25 protein-coding genes are annotated in these 22,179 nt (G+C 60.3%); 9 read left to right on the forward strand and 16 right to left on the reverse strand.

Annotation, left to right across the window (positions count from 1 at the left end; genetic code table 11):
- Positions 1–511 precede the first annotated feature (511 nt).
- The 5 genes from JIN81_RS15750 to JIN81_RS19360 form a co-directional block, all read right to left on the reverse strand.
- Complete coding sequence (locus tag JIN81_RS15750; protein WP_200282046.1) at positions 512–1,693, reverse strand: MvaI/BcnI family restriction endonuclease; 1,182 nt, start codon at positions 1,691–1,693, stop codon at positions 512–514.
- The gene (locus JIN81_RS15755) at positions 1,665–2,981 is read right to left on the reverse strand and encodes a DNA cytosine methyltransferase (protein WP_200282048.1); all 1,317 of its coding nucleotides are present in this window, start codon (positions 2,979–2,981) and stop codon (positions 1,665–1,667) included. The genes JIN81_RS15750 and JIN81_RS15755 overlap by 29 nt, the downstream gene beginning before the upstream one ends.
- A gap of 108 nt (positions 2,982–3,089) precedes the next feature.
- Positions 3,090–3,371 (reverse strand): ribbon-helix-helix domain-containing protein, encoded by a 282-nt coding sequence (locus tag JIN81_RS19595; RefSeq protein WP_343217942.1) that lies wholly within the window; start codon positions 3,369–3,371, stop codon positions 3,090–3,092.
- A 131-nt stretch (positions 3,372–3,502) separates the two neighbouring features.
- A complete protein-coding gene (locus JIN81_RS19600) occupies positions 3,503–3,664 on the reverse strand; it encodes a PDDEXK family nuclease (protein WP_200282052.1) in 162 nt (53 codons plus the stop codon).
- A gap of 124 nt (positions 3,665–3,788) precedes the next feature.
- On the reverse strand, positions 3,789–5,183 hold the full coding sequence (locus JIN81_RS19360; protein ID WP_200282054.1) for a UPF0149 family protein: 1,395 nt from the start codon (positions 5,181–5,183) through the stop codon (positions 3,789–3,791).
- Positions 5,184–5,320: 137 nt separating this feature from the next.
- Here JIN81_RS19360 and JIN81_RS15775 point away from each other — a divergent pair, with 137 nt between their 5' ends.
- A complete protein-coding gene (locus JIN81_RS15775) occupies positions 5,321–6,196 on the forward strand; it encodes an HAD hydrolase family protein (RefSeq protein WP_200282057.1) in 876 nt (291 codons plus the stop codon).
- 325 nt (positions 6,197–6,521) lie between these two features.
- Here the strand turns inward: JIN81_RS15775 and JIN81_RS15780 are convergent, their stop codons facing one another.
- Complete coding sequence (locus JIN81_RS15780) at positions 6,522–6,872, reverse strand: hypothetical protein (RefSeq protein WP_200282060.1); 351 nt, start codon at positions 6,870–6,872, stop codon at positions 6,522–6,524.
- 46 nt (positions 6,873–6,918) lie between these two features.
- Between JIN81_RS15780 and JIN81_RS15785 the strand changes: the two genes are divergently transcribed.
- From JIN81_RS15785 to JIN81_RS15800, 4 genes are all read left to right on the forward strand, one after another.
- Positions 6,919–7,470: a nucleotidyltransferase family protein gene (locus JIN81_RS15785; protein ID WP_200282063.1), complete on the forward strand. Its 552-nt coding sequence runs from the start codon at positions 6,919–6,921 to the stop codon at positions 7,468–7,470.
- A gap of 97 nt (positions 7,471–7,567) precedes the next feature.
- Positions 7,568–7,897: a hypothetical protein gene (locus JIN81_RS15790; protein ID WP_200282066.1), complete on the forward strand. Its 330-nt coding sequence runs from the start codon at positions 7,568–7,570 to the stop codon at positions 7,895–7,897.
- A 196-nt stretch (positions 7,898–8,093) separates the two neighbouring features.
- Positions 8,094–9,056, forward strand: coding sequence for a hypothetical protein (locus JIN81_RS15795; RefSeq protein ID WP_200282069.1), 963 nt, complete (start codon positions 8,094–8,096; stop codon positions 9,054–9,056).
- A gap of 226 nt (positions 9,057–9,282) precedes the next feature.
- Positions 9,283–9,582, forward strand: a complete 300-nt coding sequence (locus JIN81_RS15800) for a GYD domain-containing protein (RefSeq protein ID WP_200282072.1) — start codon at positions 9,283–9,285, stop codon at positions 9,580–9,582.
- Positions 9,583–9,668: 86 nt separating this feature from the next.
- Here JIN81_RS15800 and secA read toward each other — a convergent pair whose 3' ends face one another.
- The 4 genes from secA to JIN81_RS15820 form a co-directional block, all read right to left on the reverse strand.
- Positions 9,669–12,611: a preprotein translocase subunit SecA gene (secA, locus tag JIN81_RS15805; RefSeq protein WP_200282075.1), complete on the reverse strand. Its 2,943-nt coding sequence runs from the start codon at positions 12,609–12,611 to the stop codon at positions 9,669–9,671.
- A 213-nt stretch (positions 12,612–12,824) separates the two neighbouring features.
- Positions 12,825–13,133: a hypothetical protein gene (locus JIN81_RS15810; RefSeq protein ID WP_200282078.1), complete on the reverse strand. Its 309-nt coding sequence runs from the start codon at positions 13,131–13,133 to the stop codon at positions 12,825–12,827.
- A gap of 187 nt (positions 13,134–13,320) precedes the next feature.
- Complete coding sequence (locus tag JIN81_RS15815; protein WP_200282081.1) at positions 13,321–14,664, reverse strand: right-handed parallel beta-helix repeat-containing protein; 1,344 nt, start codon at positions 14,662–14,664, stop codon at positions 13,321–13,323.
- A 135-nt stretch (positions 14,665–14,799) separates the two neighbouring features.
- Complete coding sequence (locus JIN81_RS15820) at positions 14,800–15,498, reverse strand: hypothetical protein (RefSeq protein ID WP_200282084.1); 699 nt, start codon at positions 15,496–15,498, stop codon at positions 14,800–14,802.
- A gap of 310 nt (positions 15,499–15,808) precedes the next feature.
- On the opposite strand from JIN81_RS15820, the gene JIN81_RS15825 reads away from it, so the two are divergent.
- Entirely contained in the window at positions 15,809–16,738 is a 930-nt protein-coding gene (locus tag JIN81_RS15825) for a sialate O-acetylesterase (RefSeq protein WP_200282087.1), read from the forward strand.
- Between the two features lie 83 nt (positions 16,739–16,821).
- Here JIN81_RS15825 and JIN81_RS15830 read toward each other — a convergent pair whose 3' ends face one another.
- On the reverse strand, positions 16,822–17,220 hold the full coding sequence (locus JIN81_RS15830; protein ID WP_200282092.1) for a hypothetical protein: 399 nt from the start codon (positions 17,218–17,220) through the stop codon (positions 16,822–16,824).
- A gap of 65 nt (positions 17,221–17,285) precedes the next feature.
- On the opposite strand from JIN81_RS15830, the gene JIN81_RS15835 reads away from it, so the two are divergent.
- Positions 17,286–18,365 carry a phosphotransferase gene (locus JIN81_RS15835; protein ID WP_200282107.1) on the forward strand — a complete coding sequence of 360 codons (1,080 nt, stop codon included), beginning with the start codon at positions 17,286–17,288 and terminating at the stop codon, positions 18,363–18,365.
- A complete protein-coding gene (locus JIN81_RS15840; RefSeq protein WP_200282110.1) occupies positions 18,362–19,240 on the forward strand; it encodes a 3'(2'),5'-bisphosphate nucleotidase CysQ family protein in 879 nt (292 codons plus the stop codon). Before JIN81_RS15835 ends, JIN81_RS15840 begins: the two co-directional genes overlap by 4 nt.
- Before the next feature lie 73 nt (positions 19,241–19,313).
- Here the strand turns inward: JIN81_RS15840 and JIN81_RS15845 are convergent, their stop codons facing one another.
- Complete coding sequence (locus JIN81_RS15845) at positions 19,314–19,595, reverse strand: hypothetical protein (protein WP_234045074.1); 282 nt, start codon at positions 19,593–19,595, stop codon at positions 19,314–19,316.
- A gap of 119 nt (positions 19,596–19,714) precedes the next feature.
- Here JIN81_RS15845 and JIN81_RS15850 point away from each other — a divergent pair, with 119 nt between their 5' ends.
- Positions 19,715–20,473, forward strand: coding sequence for an SGNH/GDSL hydrolase family protein (locus JIN81_RS15850; protein ID WP_200282116.1), 759 nt, complete (start codon positions 19,715–19,717; stop codon positions 20,471–20,473).
- 57 nt (positions 20,474–20,530) lie between these two features.
- Here the strand turns inward: JIN81_RS15850 and JIN81_RS15855 are convergent, their stop codons facing one another.
- The 4 genes from JIN81_RS15855 to JIN81_RS15870 form a co-directional block, all read right to left on the reverse strand.
- The gene (locus tag JIN81_RS15855) at positions 20,531–21,112 is read right to left on the reverse strand and encodes a DNA-3-methyladenine glycosylase (RefSeq protein ID WP_200282119.1); all 582 of its coding nucleotides are present in this window, start codon (positions 21,110–21,112) and stop codon (positions 20,531–20,533) included.
- A gap of 52 nt (positions 21,113–21,164) precedes the next feature.
- Entirely contained in the window at positions 21,165–21,386 is a 222-nt protein-coding gene (locus JIN81_RS15860; RefSeq protein WP_200282122.1) for a hypervirulence associated TUDOR domain-containing protein, read from the reverse strand.
- A 75-nt stretch (positions 21,387–21,461) separates the two neighbouring features.
- Positions 21,462–21,692, reverse strand: a complete 231-nt coding sequence (locus JIN81_RS15865; protein WP_200282125.1) for a VF530 family protein — start codon at positions 21,690–21,692, stop codon at positions 21,462–21,464.
- A gap of 157 nt (positions 21,693–21,849) precedes the next feature.
- Entirely contained in the window at positions 21,850–22,164 is a 315-nt protein-coding gene (locus JIN81_RS15870; protein ID WP_200282127.1) for a hypothetical protein, read from the reverse strand.
- Between the last annotated feature and the right edge of the window lie 15 nt (positions 22,165–22,179).

Consider the following 22,179-nt stretch of genomic DNA (forward strand, 5'->3'; position numbering starts at 1 on the left):
GTAGCAACGGGGAAGCCGCGCCAAAAAAAATCGCCTACAAACACGGCAAGTCTTTCAGGTTTAAAGACAAAATTGGGACGGTCCAACAGGGACTATTGTCTGAGACAACCTGCAAACGAGAACTTCTTGCAGAAGCGTCCCATCCGGAAATCCTTCAAGCGGTTTCCGCTAAAGGAAATCGAGGTCATCCGTTTTGACCGCCACGCTGCACAGAGGAAATACACCATATTCAAGAATTCTAGATCAAGTTAGCAGGTGATGGGTATGGGCTATTGATCTTGCTGTCATACATCCCTGATTGCTGCCGACCGGCAAACTGCTCATCGCCTAGATATTCCAAGTCGCAGCTAATGCTTTGGCCGAGAACAGATGATAGGTGATCACGCCACAGTACGGAAAGCTGGCAAGGCATCGATCCAGAACAAATTGGGTAATTTTTGTTAGACCGCCAACACTGCCAGCGGATTCCTTCCACCAGCGAGCACCCATCGATTCGATTGCTAACAGATCTCTAGGTCAAATCGTAAATCTTTGGGGCGCCGAGGAACAGCTCGTGAAGCTCACCTCGCGCTACCTTGAACTGTGGACCTCGCTCATGCACTCTGGTCGGAAGCATCTTGATCATGTGATCGACAGTGACACTTCCCTCTGAAAGCAACCGGTCGAACTGAATGTTCGAAGGACGCTTCGTATGTGTCACTTCGGTTAGTTGGAAACACGGCTGCGCCCCTACCTTCAGCTCGTCCGCACGGATCCAGAATGTCTCCCGGTGCTTCTCCTGGAGCTTGACGTGAAGGGTTGACAGTCTCCAGGCACAGACGGCTTTGTCCCCAGCGCTGGATCTTGCTAGCTCATGAAGCACCTCCGCGTCCTCGTCCACCCTAAGTAACAGGCCCTGAGAATTCGGAGATTTTGACGAAACCGTGCAGTAGAGTCTCAAGCCGTCTGGCGATGGATACCCAAACCGTTCAAGCATCTCACGAAAATCCCCGACATCGCTAATGCGCCAATCTGGGACTTTCGCGAATAGACCGTTTCTGGTCTTCGAACGGGACCGCTTGGACTTTAGTTCGATGCCCTTGTAGTCAGGCGACTGGCTGGAATTGATCTGGATTCCGAGCGCTGTCTCGATCGTCCGTCCAATTGAAGTATCGCCGGTGCCATCCGCTGGAATCGGACCAGAGGCGGCAAGATCCCGCAGCTTGCCGAGCAGCTCTATGCCAACAGCTTCGTAATTCAGTCGTAGGGATTCAAGCAACCTGTCCCAGTCGGTCTCCGGAGCTTCCAAGTTAACCTCATCGTCCTTCGTCAGGTTGGCGAAGTGAGGGACTCCATCATGGAAGAACACCGCTAATACATCGCCCGGATCAACAAAGCGCCTCAACCGCGACAACCAAAACCTAGGGTCTCCCTTCTTAGTCTTCGGTCGGTAGAGGAAAATCGGGATCCCAACCTTCTGGCCGTGATCGAAGATCACTGCGTCGCGAGTGACTTTGTTTGCTTCCCCCTGCCCTTGCGTGTCGTAGCAGTGAAAGCCGTTGTCACGGAACAGCTCCCGGTGTGGAGCGGTCGCATCCAGAATGTTCTTTTGAAGTCCAGTCTCGGTCACGAAGAGCAAGGCACTCTCAAGTCCAGCCTCATTGATATCTCGGAGCCGCGAGGACTCACTCTTGTCTAGCGGCCGTGAATTCATTGGAACCGGAGAGAATCGATTTCATGTGTTTTGCAATGTGTTGGGCAAGGAAGACCGGAACCGCATTTCCAATTTGCGTGTACTTCGGAACTTCCCGGTCCCATAAGCCCGCGTCCGGATCTCCAGCCCGCCGACGCCCACCCGTCGTCCTTGGTCCGGCAAACTGATACCAGTCGGGAAACGTCTGGATTCGTGCCCACTCCCGGACACTGGGCACACGGGGCTGAGCAAAATGAACGTAGTCGTCGGGCAAGGAGGTCGCAGTAATGTTCGGCCCGCTTCTGTTCCAGATCTCGGGCAAGACACGCTGGGCAAACTTCTTGGTCCTCATAGACTCCGGAATTTCTCCGTCATTCTTAATCATGTGCGCGAACTTGCTCATCACAGCGGGAGAGTGCTTACTATACTCGTGTTCCGTAAGCGGGGCCCCCTTACCCGCAACTTTTCCTTCCGGACTCTTTCTTAACCAGCGTTGGAATTGGTTCTGGGCGGCGTGGGGATACCTTTTAGTAATCCCTTTTTCGCGGTAGGAAGGATCTATGAGGTCTCCGAGCAATTCCGATAGAGTGGGAGCCTTCACGTTGCCCACGGGAATGTAACCAAGGTCTCTGGCATCCCCCCTGCCGAGATAAGGAGAGGGATCTTCACTGAAGCCATTCAGCAGGGGGTTGGCTCGTTCGGCTAGCACGTCTTGCCTATAGCCGACAATGACCACCCGTGGCCGATTCTGCGGCACTCCATAGTCTTTGGCATGCAACAAGTCCCAACCGACGCTATATTCAGGTATGGACTGGAATGCAGACAGGACATCGCGAAAGATCTCGCCCTTTTTGCCATTCTTGGTCCAGCGCCCAGATAACAAACCCTTGACGTTCTCGAAGAGAAAGGCCCTCGGCTGCAGAAAGCTGACCACCCGAACCATCTCACTAAAGAGCTGGTTCGAGGGAATGGCATCTTTCTCAACATCAAATGATCGCCGGTGACCTATCCCGCTATACCCCTGACACGGAGGGCCGCCGCAAACGACATCGATTTCACTGATGCCCTTCAGCCTCCACATTTCGCGAAGCAAGCGGAGGTTGTCGTTCGTTAGGGAGTAAACATCACCAACAGGAACTACATTATCTTTCGGCCGGTTCATCATGTAGGTCTGGGCGGCGTTTAAGTTGATTTCACTGAACAGTAGGGGCGTGAATCCCTCGAGTTCGAATCCTAGGGATAATCCCCCACAACCTGCGAACAAGTCGATCATCGACAGTTGTCGGTCGGTTGAAATGTTATCTTTCATAATGAATTACGGTCGTGGTTGAGAAAAATCGCGCCGAAGCAAAACCGGACGTTGAGGCGGGCAGAGCCGGAGAAAACTCTCTCAAAAGATGACAGTTGCGAACCCGCGTCATCTTTGGTCAGAGTTACTTGAAGTTGAACTCTCGACACGTCCGAGAAGAGGAATATCAAGCTGGAGGTATTCCGTGACGGCGTCTCGCACCACCCAGGAGGCGGACACCCGTTTCGACTGTGCGATCCGGCAAACCTGCTCGTAATCCTCCCGCGGGAGGGTGACGGTAATGCGGGTAGATTCAGTCGCGCCTGAGGGAGTCGTCGTAGGTTTCTGAGGCATGACGCATCTTATTGCATCACTCTGATGCAAGTCAAGTTTTGACTGTGGTGAGGCCATTCTCAGGAGTCATGTCCCGAAGGTCGGTCCGTGATTTGTGGCACAACCATTTTGAATCCAGTCAGGAGTTCCCGATATTCGCCCTTGGGGCTACCCTACCATGCATCCACTGCGACCGCTCCGCGACCAGATCACCTGATGTGAGGAAATTGACGATTCCGCGGGCCGTTGACAGTGAAGCGGTAGCCGAGCCGATGGAGCATCGAACGAACGACCCGTTCCGGCTTCGTGTCGCGGCCACGGATCCGCGACATCACCTCGCTGCGTTTCGTTGGGGTGAAGACGTCGGTCATGGGAGCAAATTCAAGGTAGCCTCATCTTCGCAACCCGGAAGCAGGAAGTCCTGTTCCCAGAAACCCCTGCCTCTGCCCTCAGAACCAAGCGGCTTGAAAAGCCGCGCTCCGAAGTTCATCGGGCTCAATTCATGCAGCAGCGCTTGTATTTCAGGCCGCTCCCACAGGGGCAGGGGTCGTTGCGACCGATCTTGGGAGCTTCCCGTTCGTAGGTCTCCGCGGTGCTGTAGCCGTAGCCGCCGGAGCCCGCGGCGGATGAAGGAAAGTCCCCGCCGGACTGGAGTGCATCGCGCAGCATGTGCGCTGCCCGGACGACATGATTGACCTGGATCAATTCCTCCCTGGGGGTGTCGTCGCCCGGCTGAATGAGATGGAAGGCACAGGCCATCAGGGCTTGATGACCTTCCGAGCGATCCGTGAGGGAGCTGTGCCAACTCATGATGCTGGAAAGGATGCCCCGACCCCATTCGACTTCCTCCTCCGTCGGGACGCGGGGATCGGACCGCGGTTCGATGGGCGGAACGTAATTCCCCTCATCAAGTCGGCGGATGATGCCGTTGTGCCAGTTCTGCACGGCGTCGAGAAAGAGCTGGGCTTCTTCCGCATCGCGCCACGCCGGATCGTGGGCGAGGTTCTCGGGATCCCAGATTGAAGGCAGCCAGCGTGAGGGCGGGACCATTTCAGGGGCTAGGATAGTGCCAAGCATCAAGCCATCGAATTCGGCGAGGCCTTTCACGCTGGGCGGCCCACCGTAAAGCCCGAGGAAGTAGCGAATGATGCCCGCATCGTCGCCTTCCTGCGGAAGGGGTCCGAGACGCTGAACCAGTGCCTCTTTGGCAAGCTCGGCTTCAAGCTCGACCCAATTCGGCGCCGGGCTGGAGCGTTCGGCACGCGCGCCGAGCGCGATCTCCACGTCTTCCAGATCACCGTTGATCGAGACATCGACGAGGTTCTGCTCGAAGGCCTGCCGGATTTCCGGAAGGTAGCGGTCCTGCTTGAGCTCGATGAGACCGGCGATGATGAGTCCTTTCAGGAGCCGGTGAGAGGGATCTCCCCGTAGCACCTCGACCTGCGCCCCAAGCGCCGCATCCCGCTCGATGCCCTGTCGGGCAAACTCAGTCAGGGCGCTGGCGAATTCGAGAAGGATGGCTTCGTGGTCCCGGGCTTCCTTCAGTTCGGCGATGAGTTCGGGGACCACCTCCGGGCCAGCGGCAATCATGAGGTCGGCAAACCGCACCATGAAGAATTCGTCATCGACGCGGCATGCCACCCGAAGTTCCTCGATGATGAATTCGCGCCCTTCTTTCCCTCCGAAATACGCGAGGATGCTCCAGGCGTGCATGAGTGCGGCGTCGGTGACCTCCTCTTCCTCCTCCTCGAGTTCGAGGTCCATCCATTGCTCGATCAGGCCGACTGCTTCCTTCTCCCCGAAACCTTGTTCGGCATAGAAGGTCGCAGGCATGACCCGGTCCGGTTCCGGGGCAGGGAGATCGAGCAGGCGTTCACGGAGATTCTTCACCGCCACAGGATGCGGACATGGGCTCTCCCACGCAAGCCGGTGGTCTCACGAAGCGGCTTGGAAAGCCGCGCTCCTTACTGCGTTCACCACGAACGTGGTCATTTACATCGGTCGGCCGGTGTGTCACTCGCTCCGCCGTGCGGCGGACGAAACCCAGAATCATTTTTCAGGACATCGACGGCTGCCTGAACCCGGCCGATGGCGAGCATTTCAGCGTGACTCCCGGTGAGCCCCCCTCGCCCGCCCAGGCGGAGATGCTTGCCGAGATCAATGCTGCGGTGGACGCCTCCCCGGTGGAGCACTTCATCCTCAACAGCGGCCGTCCGTGGAATCTGGTCGAGGAGATTGCCGCCCACCTGCCGACCCGCAAGGCTCGCTACGTCCTGCTTGAGCATGCCTGCGTGCTCTTCGACCGTGAAAGCGGAGACTACGTCGATTGCGCGGAGCTGGCGTCCCGATGTGACCTCGACGAGCTGCATGCCCGCTACCGCCAGGTGGAAAACATCCATCGGCTCTTCGACTGGTACCGCGATCAAGGTCAGGCCCGTCTGGAAAAACGCTACCAGTGCCCGTTGCCGGCGCTCGACAAGGTGGGCAATCTATCCATCGCGGTTCCGGACACGCTCGATGGTGAGGAATTTCTGGCGGCCATCGAAACCCTCGCGCGGACGCAGCTGGAGCCCCGGATCCTCGAACCGCTGCAGTTCCTTCGATCGGACCGCTACATCGACATCCTGCCGGGGATTCACAAGCTGGACGGGATTCACCTGCTGAGCGCCCACTTGAAGGTGGAGCTGGACGAGGCTCTGGCGGTCGGCGACTTCCTCAACGACCTGCCGATCTTCGAGGGATTCCCGCATGTCATGTGCCCGGCCAACGCCCATCCCCGGATCCAGTCGCTGACCCGGAGCAAAGGAGGCCATGGCCATGTGTCCGACAAAGCCTACGGTGCTTCGTTGCTCGACCTCCTTCGAAGCATGGGACCCTCGCCGGCCGCGTCGTCCGTGGCGTGATGGTGGCGGTGACAACACCGTGAGCCGCAGCGGCGCGACAGGAGCAGCCTCGCGCCGAAGGGCGTGAGCAAACGGGAGCACCGCCATCGACTCCCCGGCTCCCTGTTCATTCGCGCCCTTTCGCGTCCTTTCGCGGCTTCCATTTCATCGCGGGAGATTCCGACGAGCATCCACTGACGGCACTTCCCCGTGAAGCGATCCCCTCGTGATCACGGGCGTGAGCCAAGGGCGACTCCCAAAGCGGTGTCAGGCCACCGCACTCCAAAGAGGTGGAAGGCTCATCAAACCATTCAGGGGGACGGCAGTCCTCCCTTCCGGGCAACGCTCAATCACGGATGACAGGTTTGTCCTTGGCTCGCGGTTGGCGCCGTTCGGCAAAAACGGATTCCTTCGCTTTGATGCCGAGACCTTCATAGGCCACGGCGACAAGATCCTGCACCCGTTTGGATATCCGGGACTTCGGGTTCCACGTGTACAACAAGGTTCGGCCCTGCCGACGACAGACCATCACCCCGGTACGCTCGAAGCGATCGAGTTGTCGCTGGACGGAATCCAGTGAAACGCCAAAATCCTTCGATGCGGCACGACCATAGGTTTCGCCATGGTGATGAAGATGCAACAGCACCGCCTCACTCGCCCGACTCCCGAAAAGATCTGCCAGCACCGAGATAGACATGACCCGAAATAAAGGTCATTTGACCCAATAATCAAGTCATAAGATCATGGAGCCACCCGACTGGAAGCAATGCAGCGAAGCCGAACTATGGCACTACGTGGCTTGGCATCTCGAAGGGGCCGAGATCCGTTCAGTACTGGTAGGCGGTGCAGTCGTCGCCATCTACACCGAGGGTCTCTACCGGTCTGGTGATCTCGATCTGATCGCAGATTCATTCGATTTCGAGGCGTTGAAGGGGGTTCTGAGTTCACTCGGATTCGTTCCGAGCAAGTCCCGCTACTTCAAGCATCCGGAATGCCGGCACCTGTTCCTTGAGTTCCCTCCCGGCCCCGTGGAGATCGGTGAGGAGTTCCCTGTGGTACCCGACGAACTCGAGGTCCATGGTCGTGCCCTTCAACTGCTGTCCCCAACAGACTGCGTCAAGGACCGGCTCGCCGGCTACATCCACTGGAAATCCCGCGCCAACTTTGATCAAGCCGTCTTGGTGTGCCGACGTCAGTCCCAGCGAGTCCAGTTCGAGATCATCCGCCGGTGGTGTCAGGCGGAAGGGGCGATTGCGGTGTATGAGGAGCTTCGCCAAGCGCTTCAAGATTCCTAGAAATCCTGATCGGCCTCGCCTCCGTCACGGTCGCCATGCGCGGAAAACTCCTGTTCCCCGCCTGCCATCCCGGGCAAGCTGAAGCTTCACCCTTCCCATGAACGAAGCTCCTGAAATCCCCGCCCCTCCCCCGGAGATCCCGCGGAAATCACTATGGACGACTCTGGCGATCCCACCCGCCATCACCACCATCGGCACCCTCGTGATGTCGATGATCTTCGGGAGCAGGAACTACGGTGCGGAGATGCTGTGGATGCTGCCGATCGGCCTGATCGCCATCATCACCTGTCTCGTTTTCTTCGTCCGGGTCTTCCGAATCCGCTACCGCGGCCGCACCCTGGTCCTCACGTCCATCGGCTACTTCCTCGGACAGGTCATCCTCTGCCTGTGCCTCTGGTTCGGCTCCTGCATGGTGGTGCTCCAATGACCGGACCACCCGGCGGACCACCACGGCGCCCCCCGGATCAGAGGGAATCACATGAACCAGCTGACATTTACACGAGTCATGTTACACGCCTTACAATACATGCACTTTTTTTCGCTTTTTAGTGGCGCGGTTTCGAATGGGGGGTAATTGGAATGTGGTTCGGGAATCCCGGGCCTCCTTTCCAACCAACCAAACCATGAACAGAACATCCATTGTCGCGAAAACCGCCGGTCTTTTCAGTGCCTGCGCCGTTTCAGCCCTGGCGGGCACGGTGGCCCTCGAGCCAGCCACGATCGCCACCACGACGACCGCCTTCGAGAACACGCGTCGACCGATCACGAACCCGACCCTGTTCGACAACGCCCTGCCGCAGTCGAACGTGCACCCGATCTTCATGTATCACCGCCTGCCCGACTTCGCGGACACCACACTGGGGCCGCTGGCGATGGGAGGGCACGTGGAGATCTACGCCCTGCAACTCGAGTGGGCGCTGACCGACCGGCTCTCGCTGGTGGCCACCAAGGATGGATACGTGCGTTTCCGCCCGGACACTCCGGGCCTGTGGTCGGCGCAGGAGGGTTTTGCCAACCTGGCCGGGGGATTGAAGTATGCCTTCATCCTCGATCCGGTGAATGAGTTCGTGCTCAGCGGCTCCGCGACCTTTGAATTCCCCACGGGCAACCAGGATGTATTCCAAGGGGAAGGTGATGGCGCGGTCAACCTGATCGTCTCCGGTCTGAAGATGTGGGACCGCTGGCAGTTCGCGGGTGGCGCAGGGATCCGGCTGCCCTTCGACGGCCAGATGTCGACCAACACCTTCGTCAGCACGCACGTGAGCTACGAGGTGGTGCCATGGTTCATCCCACTGGTCGAACTCAACTGGCACCACGTGCTGGAAGCCGGAAACGGTCGGGCGAGCTTCTTCTCCCAAGCAGGCGGCGCGGTGCCGGTGGTGGCCACTTTCGAGGGCAATGACCTGCTGAACTTCGGTGCGGCCAATGCCTCGCAGAACCGTGACTTGGTGACCGCCGCAGTGGGCTTCCGCTCGCGCATCACCGAAAGCGTCGATCTTGGCTTCGCCTACGAGTTCCCACTCACCGACGAGGAAACGGGCATCATCGAAGATCGCTTCACCGCCGACCTGGTCTGGAGGTTCTGACCCGCCTGAAATTCATGGCAGTCGCCTGGCTGCCATTTCGAAAAAGCCCTCGGACGACGCGCATCTCGTCCGGGGGTTCTTTGTGTCCCACCCGGGGATGACGAGCCAGCCTGACGGCGCCGGAACTCCGCCGATCTTGCGATTGTTGACCCTCAAACTCCGCGTGGATTGTCGTCCGGATGGCGGAGACGGATAGTGGTCGGGAAACTGAAACCCCGGCAACTCCATGAAACGATACATTGCACTCCTCACCTTCACCGAGAAGGGATTCGCCTCGATCAAGGACAGCCCTGCAAGGGTCGCCACCTTCCGCGCCAGCGCCGAAGCAGCCGGCGTGACGATCAATGCGCTCTATTGGACGACCGGCCCCTACGACGGACTCATCTCCTTCGATGCGCCCGACGAGATGACCGCCGACGCGCTGATGCTGGACCTGAATGCAACCGGGTTCGTCAAAACCCAGACCATGCGGGCGCTCGATGACGACGCCTTCGCTGCGGTGCTGGCCAAGGCAGGCCAGGCCTGAACCGATTCCACTTCACCACCTTGGAGCGACCGCCTTCCACTGCGGGTGGAAGGCGATGTCGTGCCATGTCCCGTCACAGCGCCCGATCAAGATCGCATCCTCGTCGCTGAAGGCGGGGTGACTTGCTTCGATGCCCTCATGGCTTCCACGCTGGCAGCGAGGTGGAAGAGGTTCAAGCTGGCCTCGTTCTTGATCCGGTCCATCAGCGCGTTGAAGTAGCCGAAGGCCTCGTTCTTGTATTCCACCAGGGGATCCTTCTGGCCCTGGCTGCGCAGGAACACACCTTCGCGAAGTTCCTCCATGTCGGCGAGGTGCTCCTGCCAGCCATGGTCGATCGCAAACAACAGCGCGCGCCGCTCGTCCGCTTCAAGGAATTCCGGAGGCACGTCGGCAAGGCGTTGCTCATGGCTGCGGCGAACCCGCCGCGAGATCTCCGGAATGAGTTCCTGCGGGGCGAGCCCGCTGAGCTCGTCGGTCTCTAGCAGGAAGGTATCGCCTGCCCACTCGATGACCGAATCTCCGTCGGCCACGATGGCATGGGCGCTTCTCGCGACACTTTCCTCGATGGTCTGCAGGGCGAGCCCGTGGATGCCTTCGGTGGTGAGCACGTCACTCCGGAAATCATAGACGATCTCACGCTGGAGATTCATGACGTCATCGAAGTCGAGCACCTGCTTGCGGCCTTTGGCATCGCGTTGCTCGAGCTGGGTTTGCGCGGCTTCGACGAGTTTCCCGAGTGACGGGGCCTTCGCGCCGCCGCGCTTGGCCTGCTCGATGAGCGCCGCCATCTGCGCGGGATCGCCGTGGGTGCGCATGAGGTCGTCCTCGAGAGAAATGAAGAATTGTGAGGCACCCGGATCACCCTGGCGTGAGCACCGACCGCGCAGCTGGCGGTCGACCCGGCGCGAGGCGTGGCGTTCGGTGCCGATGACCAGAAGCCCGCCGAGTTCGGCCACGCCCTCGCCGAGTTTGATGTCGGTGCCGCGGCCTGCCATGTTGGTCGATACCGTGACGGCACCGCGTTCGCCGGCCCGCGCGATGATGCCAGCTTCCTGTTCGTGGTGTTTGGCGTTGAGCACCGCGTGGGGGATCCGCGCGAGCTTGAGCATGCGCGAGAGCGTCTCCGAGGCTTCGACCGAAGCGGTGCCGACAAGGACGGGTTGGCCGATCTGATGGGCGGCATCGATGCTGCGAATGACCGCTTGGTACTTGTCGCGGCGCGTCTTGAAAAGCTGGTCATTGCGATCGATCCGGAGGTTCGGCGCATGGGTCGGGATGGGCAGGACATCGAGGCGGTAGATGTCGTGGAACTCCGCAGCCGCCGTTTCCGCCGTGCCCGTCATGCCGGCCAGCTTTTCGTAGAGGCGAAAATAGTTCTGAATGGTGATGGAGGCATAGGTCTTGGTCTCTTCCTCGATCTCGACGCCCTCCTTCGCCTCGACCGCCTGATGCAGCCCATCCGACCAGCGGCGGCCCGGCATCTCACGACCGGTGCTCTCGTCGATGATCGTCACCTTGCCACCACGGACGACGTAGTGGACGTCGCGCTCGTGAAGGCAGTAGGCGGCAAGCAGCTGCGAGATGCCATGGATCGCGGCGGCACGGTCACCGTGTTCCTCATGCAGGGTCTGCCGGGCCGCGGCCCGTTGATCGCGGCTGAGGGCCGGATCGGCATCGATGGCGGCGAGCCGCCCGGCGATGTCGGGGAGCGTGAAGGTGTCGGGCTCCTCCGGGGCGAGGAAGAGTCGACCCTTCTCCATCAGGTCGGCATCGCGGCGCTTCTCATCGACACAGAAATACAGCTCTTCCTTCACCCCATGGATGTTCCGCTGGAAGGACTGCCGCTGGTAACGGAGCTCGGTTTTCTCAAGGAGCCGGCGGAGTTCAGGGCTCTCGAGAAAACGCAGGAAGCGACGGTGGCGCGGCTGGCCGAGCTTCAGCTTCAGCAGCGCGAGACCGGCAGCCGCTTCGTCGCCGGCCTTGAGTTGCTGTTCGACCTCGGCGGCGAGCTGGTTGCACAGCGCGGTCTGGCGTTTGACGAGTTTCTCGACGCCGGGCTTGAGCGCGAGAAGTGGCTGGGCGGATTGCTCCGCAGGGCCGCTGATGATCAATGGCGTGCGGGCGTCGTCGATGAGGATGGAATCCACCTCGTCGAGGATGGCGAGGTAGTGGCCGCGCTGGACCTGCTCGGCGTGGCTCTGCGCCATGCCGTTGTCGCGCAGGTAGTCGAAGCCGAACTCGGAGTTGGTTCCGTAGGTGATGTCACAGGCATAGGTGCGGCGGCGTTCCGCGGGCGGCATCTGATTCTGCAGGCAGCCCACGCTGAGCCCGAGCGACTGATAGAGTGCGCCCATCCATTCGGAGTCGCGCCTGGCGAGGTAGTCATTGACGGTGACGACATGGACGCCGAGGCCGGTGAGGGCATTGAGGTAAACGGGCAGCGTGGCGACGAGGGTCTTGCCCTCACCCGTCTGCATTTCGGCGATGAGCCCGCGATGCAGGGCGATGCCGCCGATGAGCTGGACGTCGAAGTGGACCATGTCCCATTTCAACGGCTGACCGCTGACGAGGACTTCGCTACCGCATAGCCGGCGGGCGGCGTTCTTCACCACCGCGTAGGCTTCCGGGAGGATCTGGAGGAGATACTTGGCACGCGCCTTGGCGAAGCGATCCTCGATGTGGTGGAAGGCCGCCTTGGCCTGCTCGATGGCTTCGGGCGTGGCCGCAATTTCCGCGGGCAGCGAGGCGAACTCCTTGCGTAGGATACTGAAGCGGGTCTGCAGACTCTCGGCGCATTGCTTCAGCCCGGCCTCGTCCATGCGGTCGATGGCGGACTTCGGTGCAAGGTCGAGAGGATGGTAGCGGGCGAGATGCTCCCGCCATTTGTCGGTGAGCTCACGGAGCTTCTCAGACGGCTCGCTCTGGAGCTTGGCTTCGATGTCGTTGATGCGGCCGACGATCGGGCGGATGCGGTGAAGCTCACGCTCGTTCTTGCTGCCGAAGATGGATGGAATGGACCAGGTGATCATGGATCGAAATAAGTGGTGGCGGAGCTGCACCCCGCCGGGGAAAAATAGAAGTTGTTGGATTCAGGGAGCCGTAAAACGGCAGGAGCCCGCCACAAGGACAGGCGAAGGCTTCCTCGTCATCGGGAGGAAGCTCGGGGATGCGCTGGATTCCCGGTGGAGCAAGCGGCACTCCAACCTGTGTTAGGCGAGCGACGGACGGCGCGGGAAAGCGGTTCAGCAACCGGCAGGCAGCGGCGGTGCCCGGCCCTGGACGGCGGCATCGCGGCGGGTCTCGCCGAGAATTTCCCGACTGGGTGCAATGGCGAGACGCCGGGCATCCGGCTGCCTGAGGCGGATGCCATCGAAGGATCCACCGCCCAGACCGAGTTGGAGATCACCGGGCGCGCACGTGGGGGCCGCTTCACTGGCGAGCTGCGTCACGCTGCCACCATTCAGGGGAGCCGACTTCCTCAGCGGGACTTGCTGCTGGGCAACAAGATTCCATCCGAACACAGCGAGCAGGGCGAGGACCCATGGGATCATCGTGTGCGGCTTGAGATTTTGACGGAAGGCGGTCATCGGAGTGCAGCGGGTTTCTCCCTGCTGAACGACCGGACTAGGATCGGGGTGGGTGCAGGATTGTCAAACGATGCTTTCAGAGAGGCGTCACCATCGCGGAGTGACGCTCCACGATCCGGGAGACAGGACGAATGCCCTCCCTGAATCCGATCTACGGTCCGGGGGAATCCAGCTTCTTGACCGTGTTCTTTCCAAGGTCACCACTGACCGGCCCGTAACTGGTCACCTGATTCCCACTCGCCCCCTCTTCCAGCACCACCTTGTATTCGGTGTGGTTGATGATAGTCGAATCATCGCCCGTGATGACAATGGCCCGCTCCTCGTCACGGACGATTGGTCCCCTCCCCCGATTCAGCGTGATGTGGTGCTTGTTGCCGAGGATATCCATGATGTTGTGGCTGCCCGACGCACGAGGGGAGGGAAGAATGGTCCACTCGGCTCGGCTGCCTCCGCGACCTCCCCGGTAGTCGGTCAAAGGACCGAAGGCAAAGTCGCCCGAAGAGTTCTCCACCTGCCCTTTGCTCGGCAGGTTGTAGCCGGTGTACTCGCAGAAGGTCACCGTGCAGTCCTTGACCGTCGCGGGGCCGCCCAGATAGAGCCGGATGCCCCCGCGCATCTTCGTGACGGTGCAGTTCTCCACCGTGATGCTGCCGCGGATGTTGTACATGCGGATGCCATCCTCGCAGAGGGAATGCACCCGGTCCTTGGGAATCGGATAACTTCCGGGGGATTGGATCCTGAAGTCGTCCCGGTTCGGGAATCGATAGCCGGCTCGTTTCGGCAGATCTTCAGGGTCCGTTTCCTCGTAGAGATCCCCGGTCTTTCGAACCCGCCCTTCCACGTGGCAGTTCTTGATGACAGTCTTGTCCGCCTTGCCCTGCATGTAGATGCCGTGACCGAAGGCTCGCTGCTGCAGCTCGATGCCATCCAGGGTGTTGCCCACGCCTCGGATCAGGATCCCACACCGCTTGTTCAGCCCGAAGGTGCTCGGCGCACCGATCCCGAAGAAGCTGCCATAGCCGTAGGGCCAGGATCCCCTCACCGTCAGCTTGAGCCCTTTGACCAGATTTCCGTCACCATCCACATCCATGACGGCCTCACCCCGAAGCCCGGCCGCAAGGTTCCTGCGGTCCTTGTTGTAGGCGCTGAAATCCTCAACAAAGGTGACGCCATTCCTGTAGGTATCCTCGAACTCCCCGCCGATGATCGTGTTGTCGTTTCCCGTGACTTCGATGTAGGAGCGATCGACAAGCCCGACCGTCACATTGACGTAAACACCGCTCAGATCCACCGTGTTGTCCGAACCGGAGAATTCGAGTTTGCGCTCTTTCCGTGGCAGCTGCTCCAGGTCGTAGCGGCCCGGCTTCATCCGGATGGTGTTGCCACTCTTCGAGATGGCTTCATTCAGTTCAGTCAGTGAACTGACATGAATGCTGCCGCCGAGCGCCGGAAGCACGACAAGCGTGATGGCAACGAGGAATCTGAGAATGAGCATGCTTGTCGACGGCGGGGAATGGATGGGTGACTGAATTCCCGCATACAGCCATGGCAACGGGAATCTATCGGGCGGACCGGTGGGCTCGCCCCTACCGCTTGCCGCCGCGGCCGGTCAAGAAAGCCTTACTTCGTCCTAAAACAAGGAGATCTTCTCATCGATCACCACCTGACCGTCGCCGCTCAAGAACAGGCGGTCCTTGGTCGCGCCAAGATGCATCCCGTAGCGGTAGGGTCTCTTCGAGTAGAAGATCACACCTGACACACCATCGATGGTCTTGCCCTCCGGGTGATAGTCGTAGTTGCGGGTGAAATTGCGCACCATCGACTGGGCACCCGCAACCTCCAGATGGTCGACGATCTCCTGCACGCTTGCCGGGGCGCGCCCCAGCTTCCGGGTCACCTCGTCAATGCTGTCACCCACCAGGCTCAGGCTCGTTTTCACCCCTCCGCCATTCACTGCATTCTTGAACCGACCGGCGGCCTCGATGTCCGCCTTCCACTCGCCATCCTCCTTCTTGAGAAGCATCAGGTCTTCTTTCCCAAATGCATTGAAGAGGGTCTTCGCGGGCGTGTAGGTGACCACCGCCTCATCGCCGTTGATGAACACATTGCCGACCGGTCCACTGAACAATTGGTCGATCGGTTGCTCGTCATAGTAGCGCTTGAACCACCTGACCTGACTCTCACCGCGCACGAAGAGCTTGCCCGCACCATCGATGTCGTTCGATGACAGACGGGCCAGGACCTTCTCCGCCACAGCCTCCGGAGTGTTCGGCGTGCGGTCACAGGAGATGATCAGAAGCGGTAGGAGCAGTGCGATGAGCAAGCGCATAGAAAAGCCTAGCCACCCACCCTCCGGCCAAGCGAGCAGAATAGGGAACCTACGCCGGTCACCGTGTTGCCTCACAATTGAGGACACCACGGCGCCAACCATGGAAATGAGCAAGCGGGAGCGTCCCCCATGGAATGCCGATCTCCGGCATTGGGAACGACCGCGGCGGGACGCCACCGCAACGGACTGGAGCGGGACGCTCCAGCCACGATGCAACATGAATGCCGGCACGCCTGTGCAACCGTGTGAACCAATAAGCCGAGCGGGTCCTTGTCTTGCCGCCCGGGCGCAGCGAGCTTCGATCCTCCCGATGAAAAAACTCCTGCTACTTGCTTCCCTGCTACTTCCTCTCGCGAACGCTTCCGCCGCAGCGAAGGGAGTGCTTCACATCGTGCTTGTCGGCGGGCAGTCCAACGCCGTCGGACAGGACTCCTCAAAGAGCCTGCCTTCCTCGCTCCGGAAACCGCAGGAGGACATCCCCTTCTACTACGCGGTCGTCCCGCACAAGGGCGGTGCGATGCACGAACCGGTCTACACCACCCTCCGCCCCGGCGCCTCCCACGTGGAGGATGGCGTGGGTCCGGAGATCTCCTTCGGCAAAGAGGTCGCATCTTACTACGACGGGAAGGTTTCGAACGATCGGGTCGCAATCATCAAGTTCGCCCGCGGCGGCACCAACCTGTACTCGCAATGGAAGGCGGGAGGTGATGCCACGACCGAGGGTGACGGGTCGGTCTATCGGAACTTCCAGAAGGTCATCGGCCAGGGACTCGAGGCCCTGAAGAACGATCCCGCACTGAAAGAATACGAGCACCGGATCGAGGCCATGCTCTGGGTCCAGGGCGAGGCCGATCTCAGTCATGACCGCGCGAAGGATTACGCCGCGAACCTTGAAGCCTTCATCAACGATGTCCGCCTGACCTATGGCAAGGATCTGCGCTTCTATTTCTCACGGATCTCCAGCAGCCAGACAATCTACACCGATTCGAAAGACCCGAAACTGGTCGCCAACTACGAACTGATCCGCAAGCAGCAGGCCGAGGTCTCGGAGTCAGTCAAGGGAGCGACCATGGTCGACATCGACGGGCGGAAATTCAGCATGCTCGAACAAGCGCACTACCGCCCCTACCTGCTCCACTTCGACGCGAAGGGCACCATGGCGATCGGTGAGGCCTTCGCAAAAGCCTATCTCAAGGATGTGGAGGCGCGAAAATGGTCCAACCCGGCACCGCAGCCCTGATTTCTACGAGATCCACCGTACCCAAGCGGTCGGGATCGAAGGAGCCCATGCGATCTGCCCGCTGAGCGCGGAAGAAGGCACTTTCACCCGAGCTCTTCTTCGATGAACTCGAGAAGAAGATCGACGAGTTCATCCATGCCGGCGGGGAGTTCCTCCTCGATGGTCGCGAGGTATTCCGATTCGGTCTCGGTATAGTCGTTGCGATCCTCGCTACGCGTTTCACACCAGCGACTGGCATTGAGCGGGTCGACCAAGGTGGCCGCACCCACGAGGTCGAAGGAATTGATCACCCGCTGGTGGTCCACCCCACTCTGCCAGAACTCGTGCAGGCAGTCCTCGCTCTCCAGCACCGGGACCGTCTCATAGACATCCATCACCGCGCGTTCCTCGCGGCTGAGATCCCGCTCGGCCGCCTCCTTCTCAAGTCGGTCGACAAGCACCTCGATCTCGTCCGGCCATTCAATCGGTTCCTGGGAAAGCATCGCGCGCGGATCTAGAACGTCCGTGCCGACCTTGCCAAGCGATTCCGGCAGGCAGCACCCGGAAGTTGGCCGAGTCCACGCAGCGAGAGGGTGGTACCGATGAGTCCGCCGAGGTGCTGGACCAATCGACGGTTTCCGCCCAGCCTCGCATCCGCATGGCACTGGAGGTGGAGAATCGGATCATCGAGGCAACCGGGGCAACCCGCTGCCGGGAGATCGGCATGGTCCAGCGGCTGTGGAGCGGGTATGGTCGGGTGTTGCGCTACGAACTGGATGGCACCCCGCGAAAGAGCCTGATCGTGAAGCACATATCTCCGCCGGCAGCGTCGGATCATCCACGCGGATGGAATACCGATCGCTCCCATCAGCGGAAACTCCGATCGTACCAGATCGAATCGGTCTGGTATCAACAGTTCGCGGCGCGCGCGGGAGACGAATGCCGACTCCCCGAGTGCCTCGCCATCGACAAGCACGGCGACGAGATCCTCTTCCTTCTCGAAGACCTCGACGCGTCAGGTTTCCCGATGCGCAAGACCACCGTCCGCACGGAGGAACTGCACGCCTGCCTCGCCTGGCTGGCCCACTTTCATGCCACCTACATGGGATGCCCTGCCGACGGGCTATGGCCACGCGGGACCTATTGGCATTTGGAAACACGGCCCGACGAGATGGAGCAGCTCGCCACGGAGGATCCCGTCCTGTGGGAGGCTGCCGGAGCACTGGATGCAATGCTCGGACATGCCACCCATCAGACCCTGGTCCATGGCGATGCCAAGCTGGCCAACTTCTGTTTCTCACCGCAGGGGGACGACGTCGCAGCCGTCGACTTCCAGTATGTCGGCAAGGGATGCGGCATGAAGGATGTCGCCTACTTCATCGGCAGTTGCTTCGGTGAGGATGAATGCGAAAGCCACGCCCCCGGACTCCTCGACGTCTATTTCAAACAACTGCGCACCGCGCTCATTGAGCTCGGCAGTGATGTCGATGCCGATGCCCTCGAATCCGAGTGGCGCGACCTCTATCCGGTTGCCTGGACCGACTTCCATCGCTTCCTCAAAGGCTGGAGCCCCGGGCACTGGAAGATCCACAGCTACAGCGAACGCCTCGCCAGACAGGTGCTCGCACAGATCAACCAAGAATCATGAAGCTCACTTCGGACCACCTCCATCACCTCGCCGACCAGGCCTGCCACGCCGCCAAGGAGGCCGGGGCACTCATTGCCGGCTACTGTCACCACGACGTGGAGGTCCGCGAAAAGGATGCCGGTAGTGGTCTCGCCTCCCAGGTCGTGACGGAGGTCGATGAACGGAGCGAAGCTCTCATCGTCGACCTTCTCAACCCCTCTATCGAAGCCCATGACCTCGCCATTCTCACGGAAGAACGAGAAGACGATGAGAGACGGATGGAGAAGGACTACTTCTGGTGCGTCGACCCGCTGGACGGCACCCTTCCCTTCACCCGGGGAATCCCGGGTTACTCGGTTTCGATCGCCCTCGTCCGCAACGATGGTCGTGCGATGATCGGCGTGATCTACGACCCCGTCACCCGGAAGCTCTACCGCGCCGTCGCGGGAGCGGGTGTCGAGATCGACGGTCAGGCATTCCAGCCAATCCTGCGCCCGGACGGCCCCCTCAAGTTTTTCTGCGACTGCACCTTTCCCATGCATCCCGAGCGCGACGCCTTGATCGAGGAGGTCGCACAAGTCGCCACTCGCGAGGGATACCCGGGGATCGAAGTGATTGAAGGGGCGGGTGGCGTGCTCAACGCCTGCCACGTGCTGACGGATGGCCCGGCCTGCTACTTCAAGAAGCCGAAGATGCAGCAGGGTGGCGGGTCACTGTGGGACTTCGCCGCCACCGCCTGCCTCTTCGATGAGGCCGGACTCCATGCACGCGATTTCGACGGCCTACCTCTCGACCTGAACCGCCCCGACTCGACCTACATGAATCACCGCGGTGTGTGTTTCGCCTCCACCCCGGATCTGGCTGCAGCCCTGAGGGACGCTCATGGCAAAGGCTGAACTCCCTCGCACGAATGAAGGACGACCCGAACGGTGACGCCACCGATCTTCGCGCCCATGGCTCGGAGAAAAGCTAGGCCATCTTTTCCACCGCCTGCTCGACGGCTTCCTCGAAACCTGAATCGATGCGGATAAAGAGCTCCTGCAGTCCCTTCTCCGACTGCATCACGGCCTTCAAGCCTCCGGATTGCCGGCGTTGAATGCGCACCGATCCGGTGCGACTCGCGCGCCCCAGTGACTTCCCTCCGTAGGAACGACCGATCATGGTTCCCGCCACCCCTTCCATCGCCTCGATCCTCTTTAGGATCGCAAGGCATTCCTTGGATGTGCTTTGGTGACGACCGCGCGATGGCATGAGACCCGGCCATGATCCGATGCATTCGCATGATGGCAAATCTGAATTGATGTTCCACCACCGGACCACGACGATCGAACCGCTGAAACACGCTTCCCAACCCATCAGCTTCAACACCCATGCATTCCTTCCTCAGACGTCTTGCCTCCTGTGTCTCCCTCCTCCTGATTCCGGTGGTATCCGCACAGCAGGGAGTCATTACGCCCGGAGAGGCTTCCAAGAAACAACGGCAGACCAACCCCGCCTTCCGCGAGGTCGTCGATGACCCGGCACTGCCACGAGTCCTCATCATCGGGGATTCCATCTCCATCGGCTACACGGCCGGAGTGCGCGAGAAGCTCGAGGGCGTGGCCAACGTGCACCGGATCCCGGGCAATGCCGGACACACCGGCATGGGCATCGAAAATCTGGACAAGTGGCTCGATGAGAAGAATGGGTCATGGGACCTGATCCACTTCAATTGGGGACTCTGGGACCTCTGCTACCGCCATCCGGAATCCAAGAACCAGGGAAAGCGAGACAAGGTGAAGGGAACCCTCACCCACACCCCTGAAGTCTACGCCCGCAACCTCGAAGCCATCGTCGAACGCCTCGAGAAGACCGGAGCCACCCTCATCTTCGCGACCACCACACCGGTGCCCGCAGGCGAAGCCGGGCGCAAGGTCGGCGATGACGAAATCTACAACAAGGCCGCCCTTGCCGTGATGAAGAAACACGGAATCCAGATCAACGACCTCCACGCCATCATGGCCGACAAGATGGACCGCTACGGCAAGAAACCCGGCGACGTCCACTTCAAGCCCGAAGGCTCGGCCCTCCTCGCCGAAGCAGTGGCGAAGGAAATCCAGAACCAACTCCCGAAGACTTCCACCGAGTAGTCGACTTTAGGCCGAGTCTCCGATCCGCATGAACAGGAACGGAGCCCGGGAAAACTGTCAGGACTTCACCCGCACGCGCCCGTGCCGGACGCTGACATGCGGGCTGTCCTTCATCAGGAAGCGCCACGGCAGAGTCGTCGCCTTTGAAATCCCGACCCGGATATCCGAAGCCACTTGGATTTCCGCCCCCTCCGGTCTCGTGAGAATCCGTCGATCTGGATGGTCCACCAACGAGGATCCATGGTCTTCCCGACCAAGCCCGATGGAGATCCCCAGCTTCCCCGGCCCTGAGCAGAGTTGTAGATCGCTCATCTTCGAACCCCGTCGACGACGCATCTCGTCGAGGCCATCGACAGGTTCAAGGGCCCGGATGAGCACGATCCCATCCTTGGCCAGAACATTGAGAAGCCAGTAGATCCCGTAGTTGATATAGGCATAGACCGTGCCCGGACCGTGTTCCTCGAAGAACTGGCGGGCACTCCGGCGGAAGAAGGTGTGACAGGCTTCATCCCCCTCGCTCCCGTAGCCTTCCGTTTCGACAATCACCCCGGCACAACCGTCCCATTCGAGGCGTGACCCGATCAGCTCACGGGCGACATCGAGGTGATGCCGGTCAAAGAAATCAACTCCTGCCCTCATGGAAGGATTCCAGACAAGGCCGTCCGAACCTTCAATGCTGGATCACCCGGTTTCACTCCCCGGCATCCGATCTCTCCACCTCACTTGCAGACTTGAGGACCTGCGCACCGTCGTCCTGACGAATCAGATAGGCAGGCTCTTCCTCACTTGCATCACGGGTCACCTCATTCCCATCGATCGTCCGCGTCACTTTCTCATGGAACACCTCGGTCACCTCGCCCTTGGCCGTTCCATTCCCCCAACTCCAACTTACGTTCGTTCCTTCACGGATCATCAATCACCGATAAGCCGCCACCGCCAATGCGCAAGGATCGGCTTGATTGCTGACCGGCGAGGTAGGGATCTTCCTTCAAATCCTCCGCTCGCGATCCTGAAGACCCAGGAACTGTTTGTAGAGCACCTCCACCTTCGTCCGGGCCCACGGGGTGCGCCGCAGGAACTTGAGACTCGATTTGATGCTGGGGTTCTGACTGAAGCAGTTGATCCGAATGCGATAGGCCAGATCCTCCCAGCCGAACTCGTCGACCAGTTCAGTGAGCATGCGCTCCAGGGTAATCCCATGCAGAGGATCCTTGTTCATGAATGGACCATCATGGATCACGATCCAAGACGCAACGACCATTCGAAGCGACCGGCTCCGGGGCATGACCCCCTCGACTTCTTATGGCTTCCGAACTCCGGCAGGAAATGGAGGGAAATCGCGCCAGCCCGCTCGCTCGGGATCCCGACCGAGCCGACTAGAGCGGAAAACTGGAATCGATCACCGACGCATCGGACGGCGGTGATGAAGACGCCGGCCGCTTGGCCTCCTCAGCCACCTTCTTCCGGGCTGTTTGAGGAACCTTCCGGGCCGATCCCTCCTCGGCCTGGACCCTCGCGGGGCGACTCGCTTTGACCACCGGCCTCTGGCGCTTCTCTGGCGCCCCCCCGGTTGCCTTCAAACCAAGGCGCAGCAACTCCTCCACCACCTCCTTGAGCTTCCGGTCCTGCTGGGCCGCACGAATCTTCACTTCCCGCATCAAGGCATCCGGCAAATCCAAGGTCGTCCGCATAAACGCATAAAAACA

This window comes from Haloferula rosea, from assembly GCF_016595525.1.
GTDB lineage: Bacteria > Verrucomicrobiota > Verrucomicrobiia > Verrucomicrobiales > Akkermansiaceae > Haloferula > Haloferula rosea.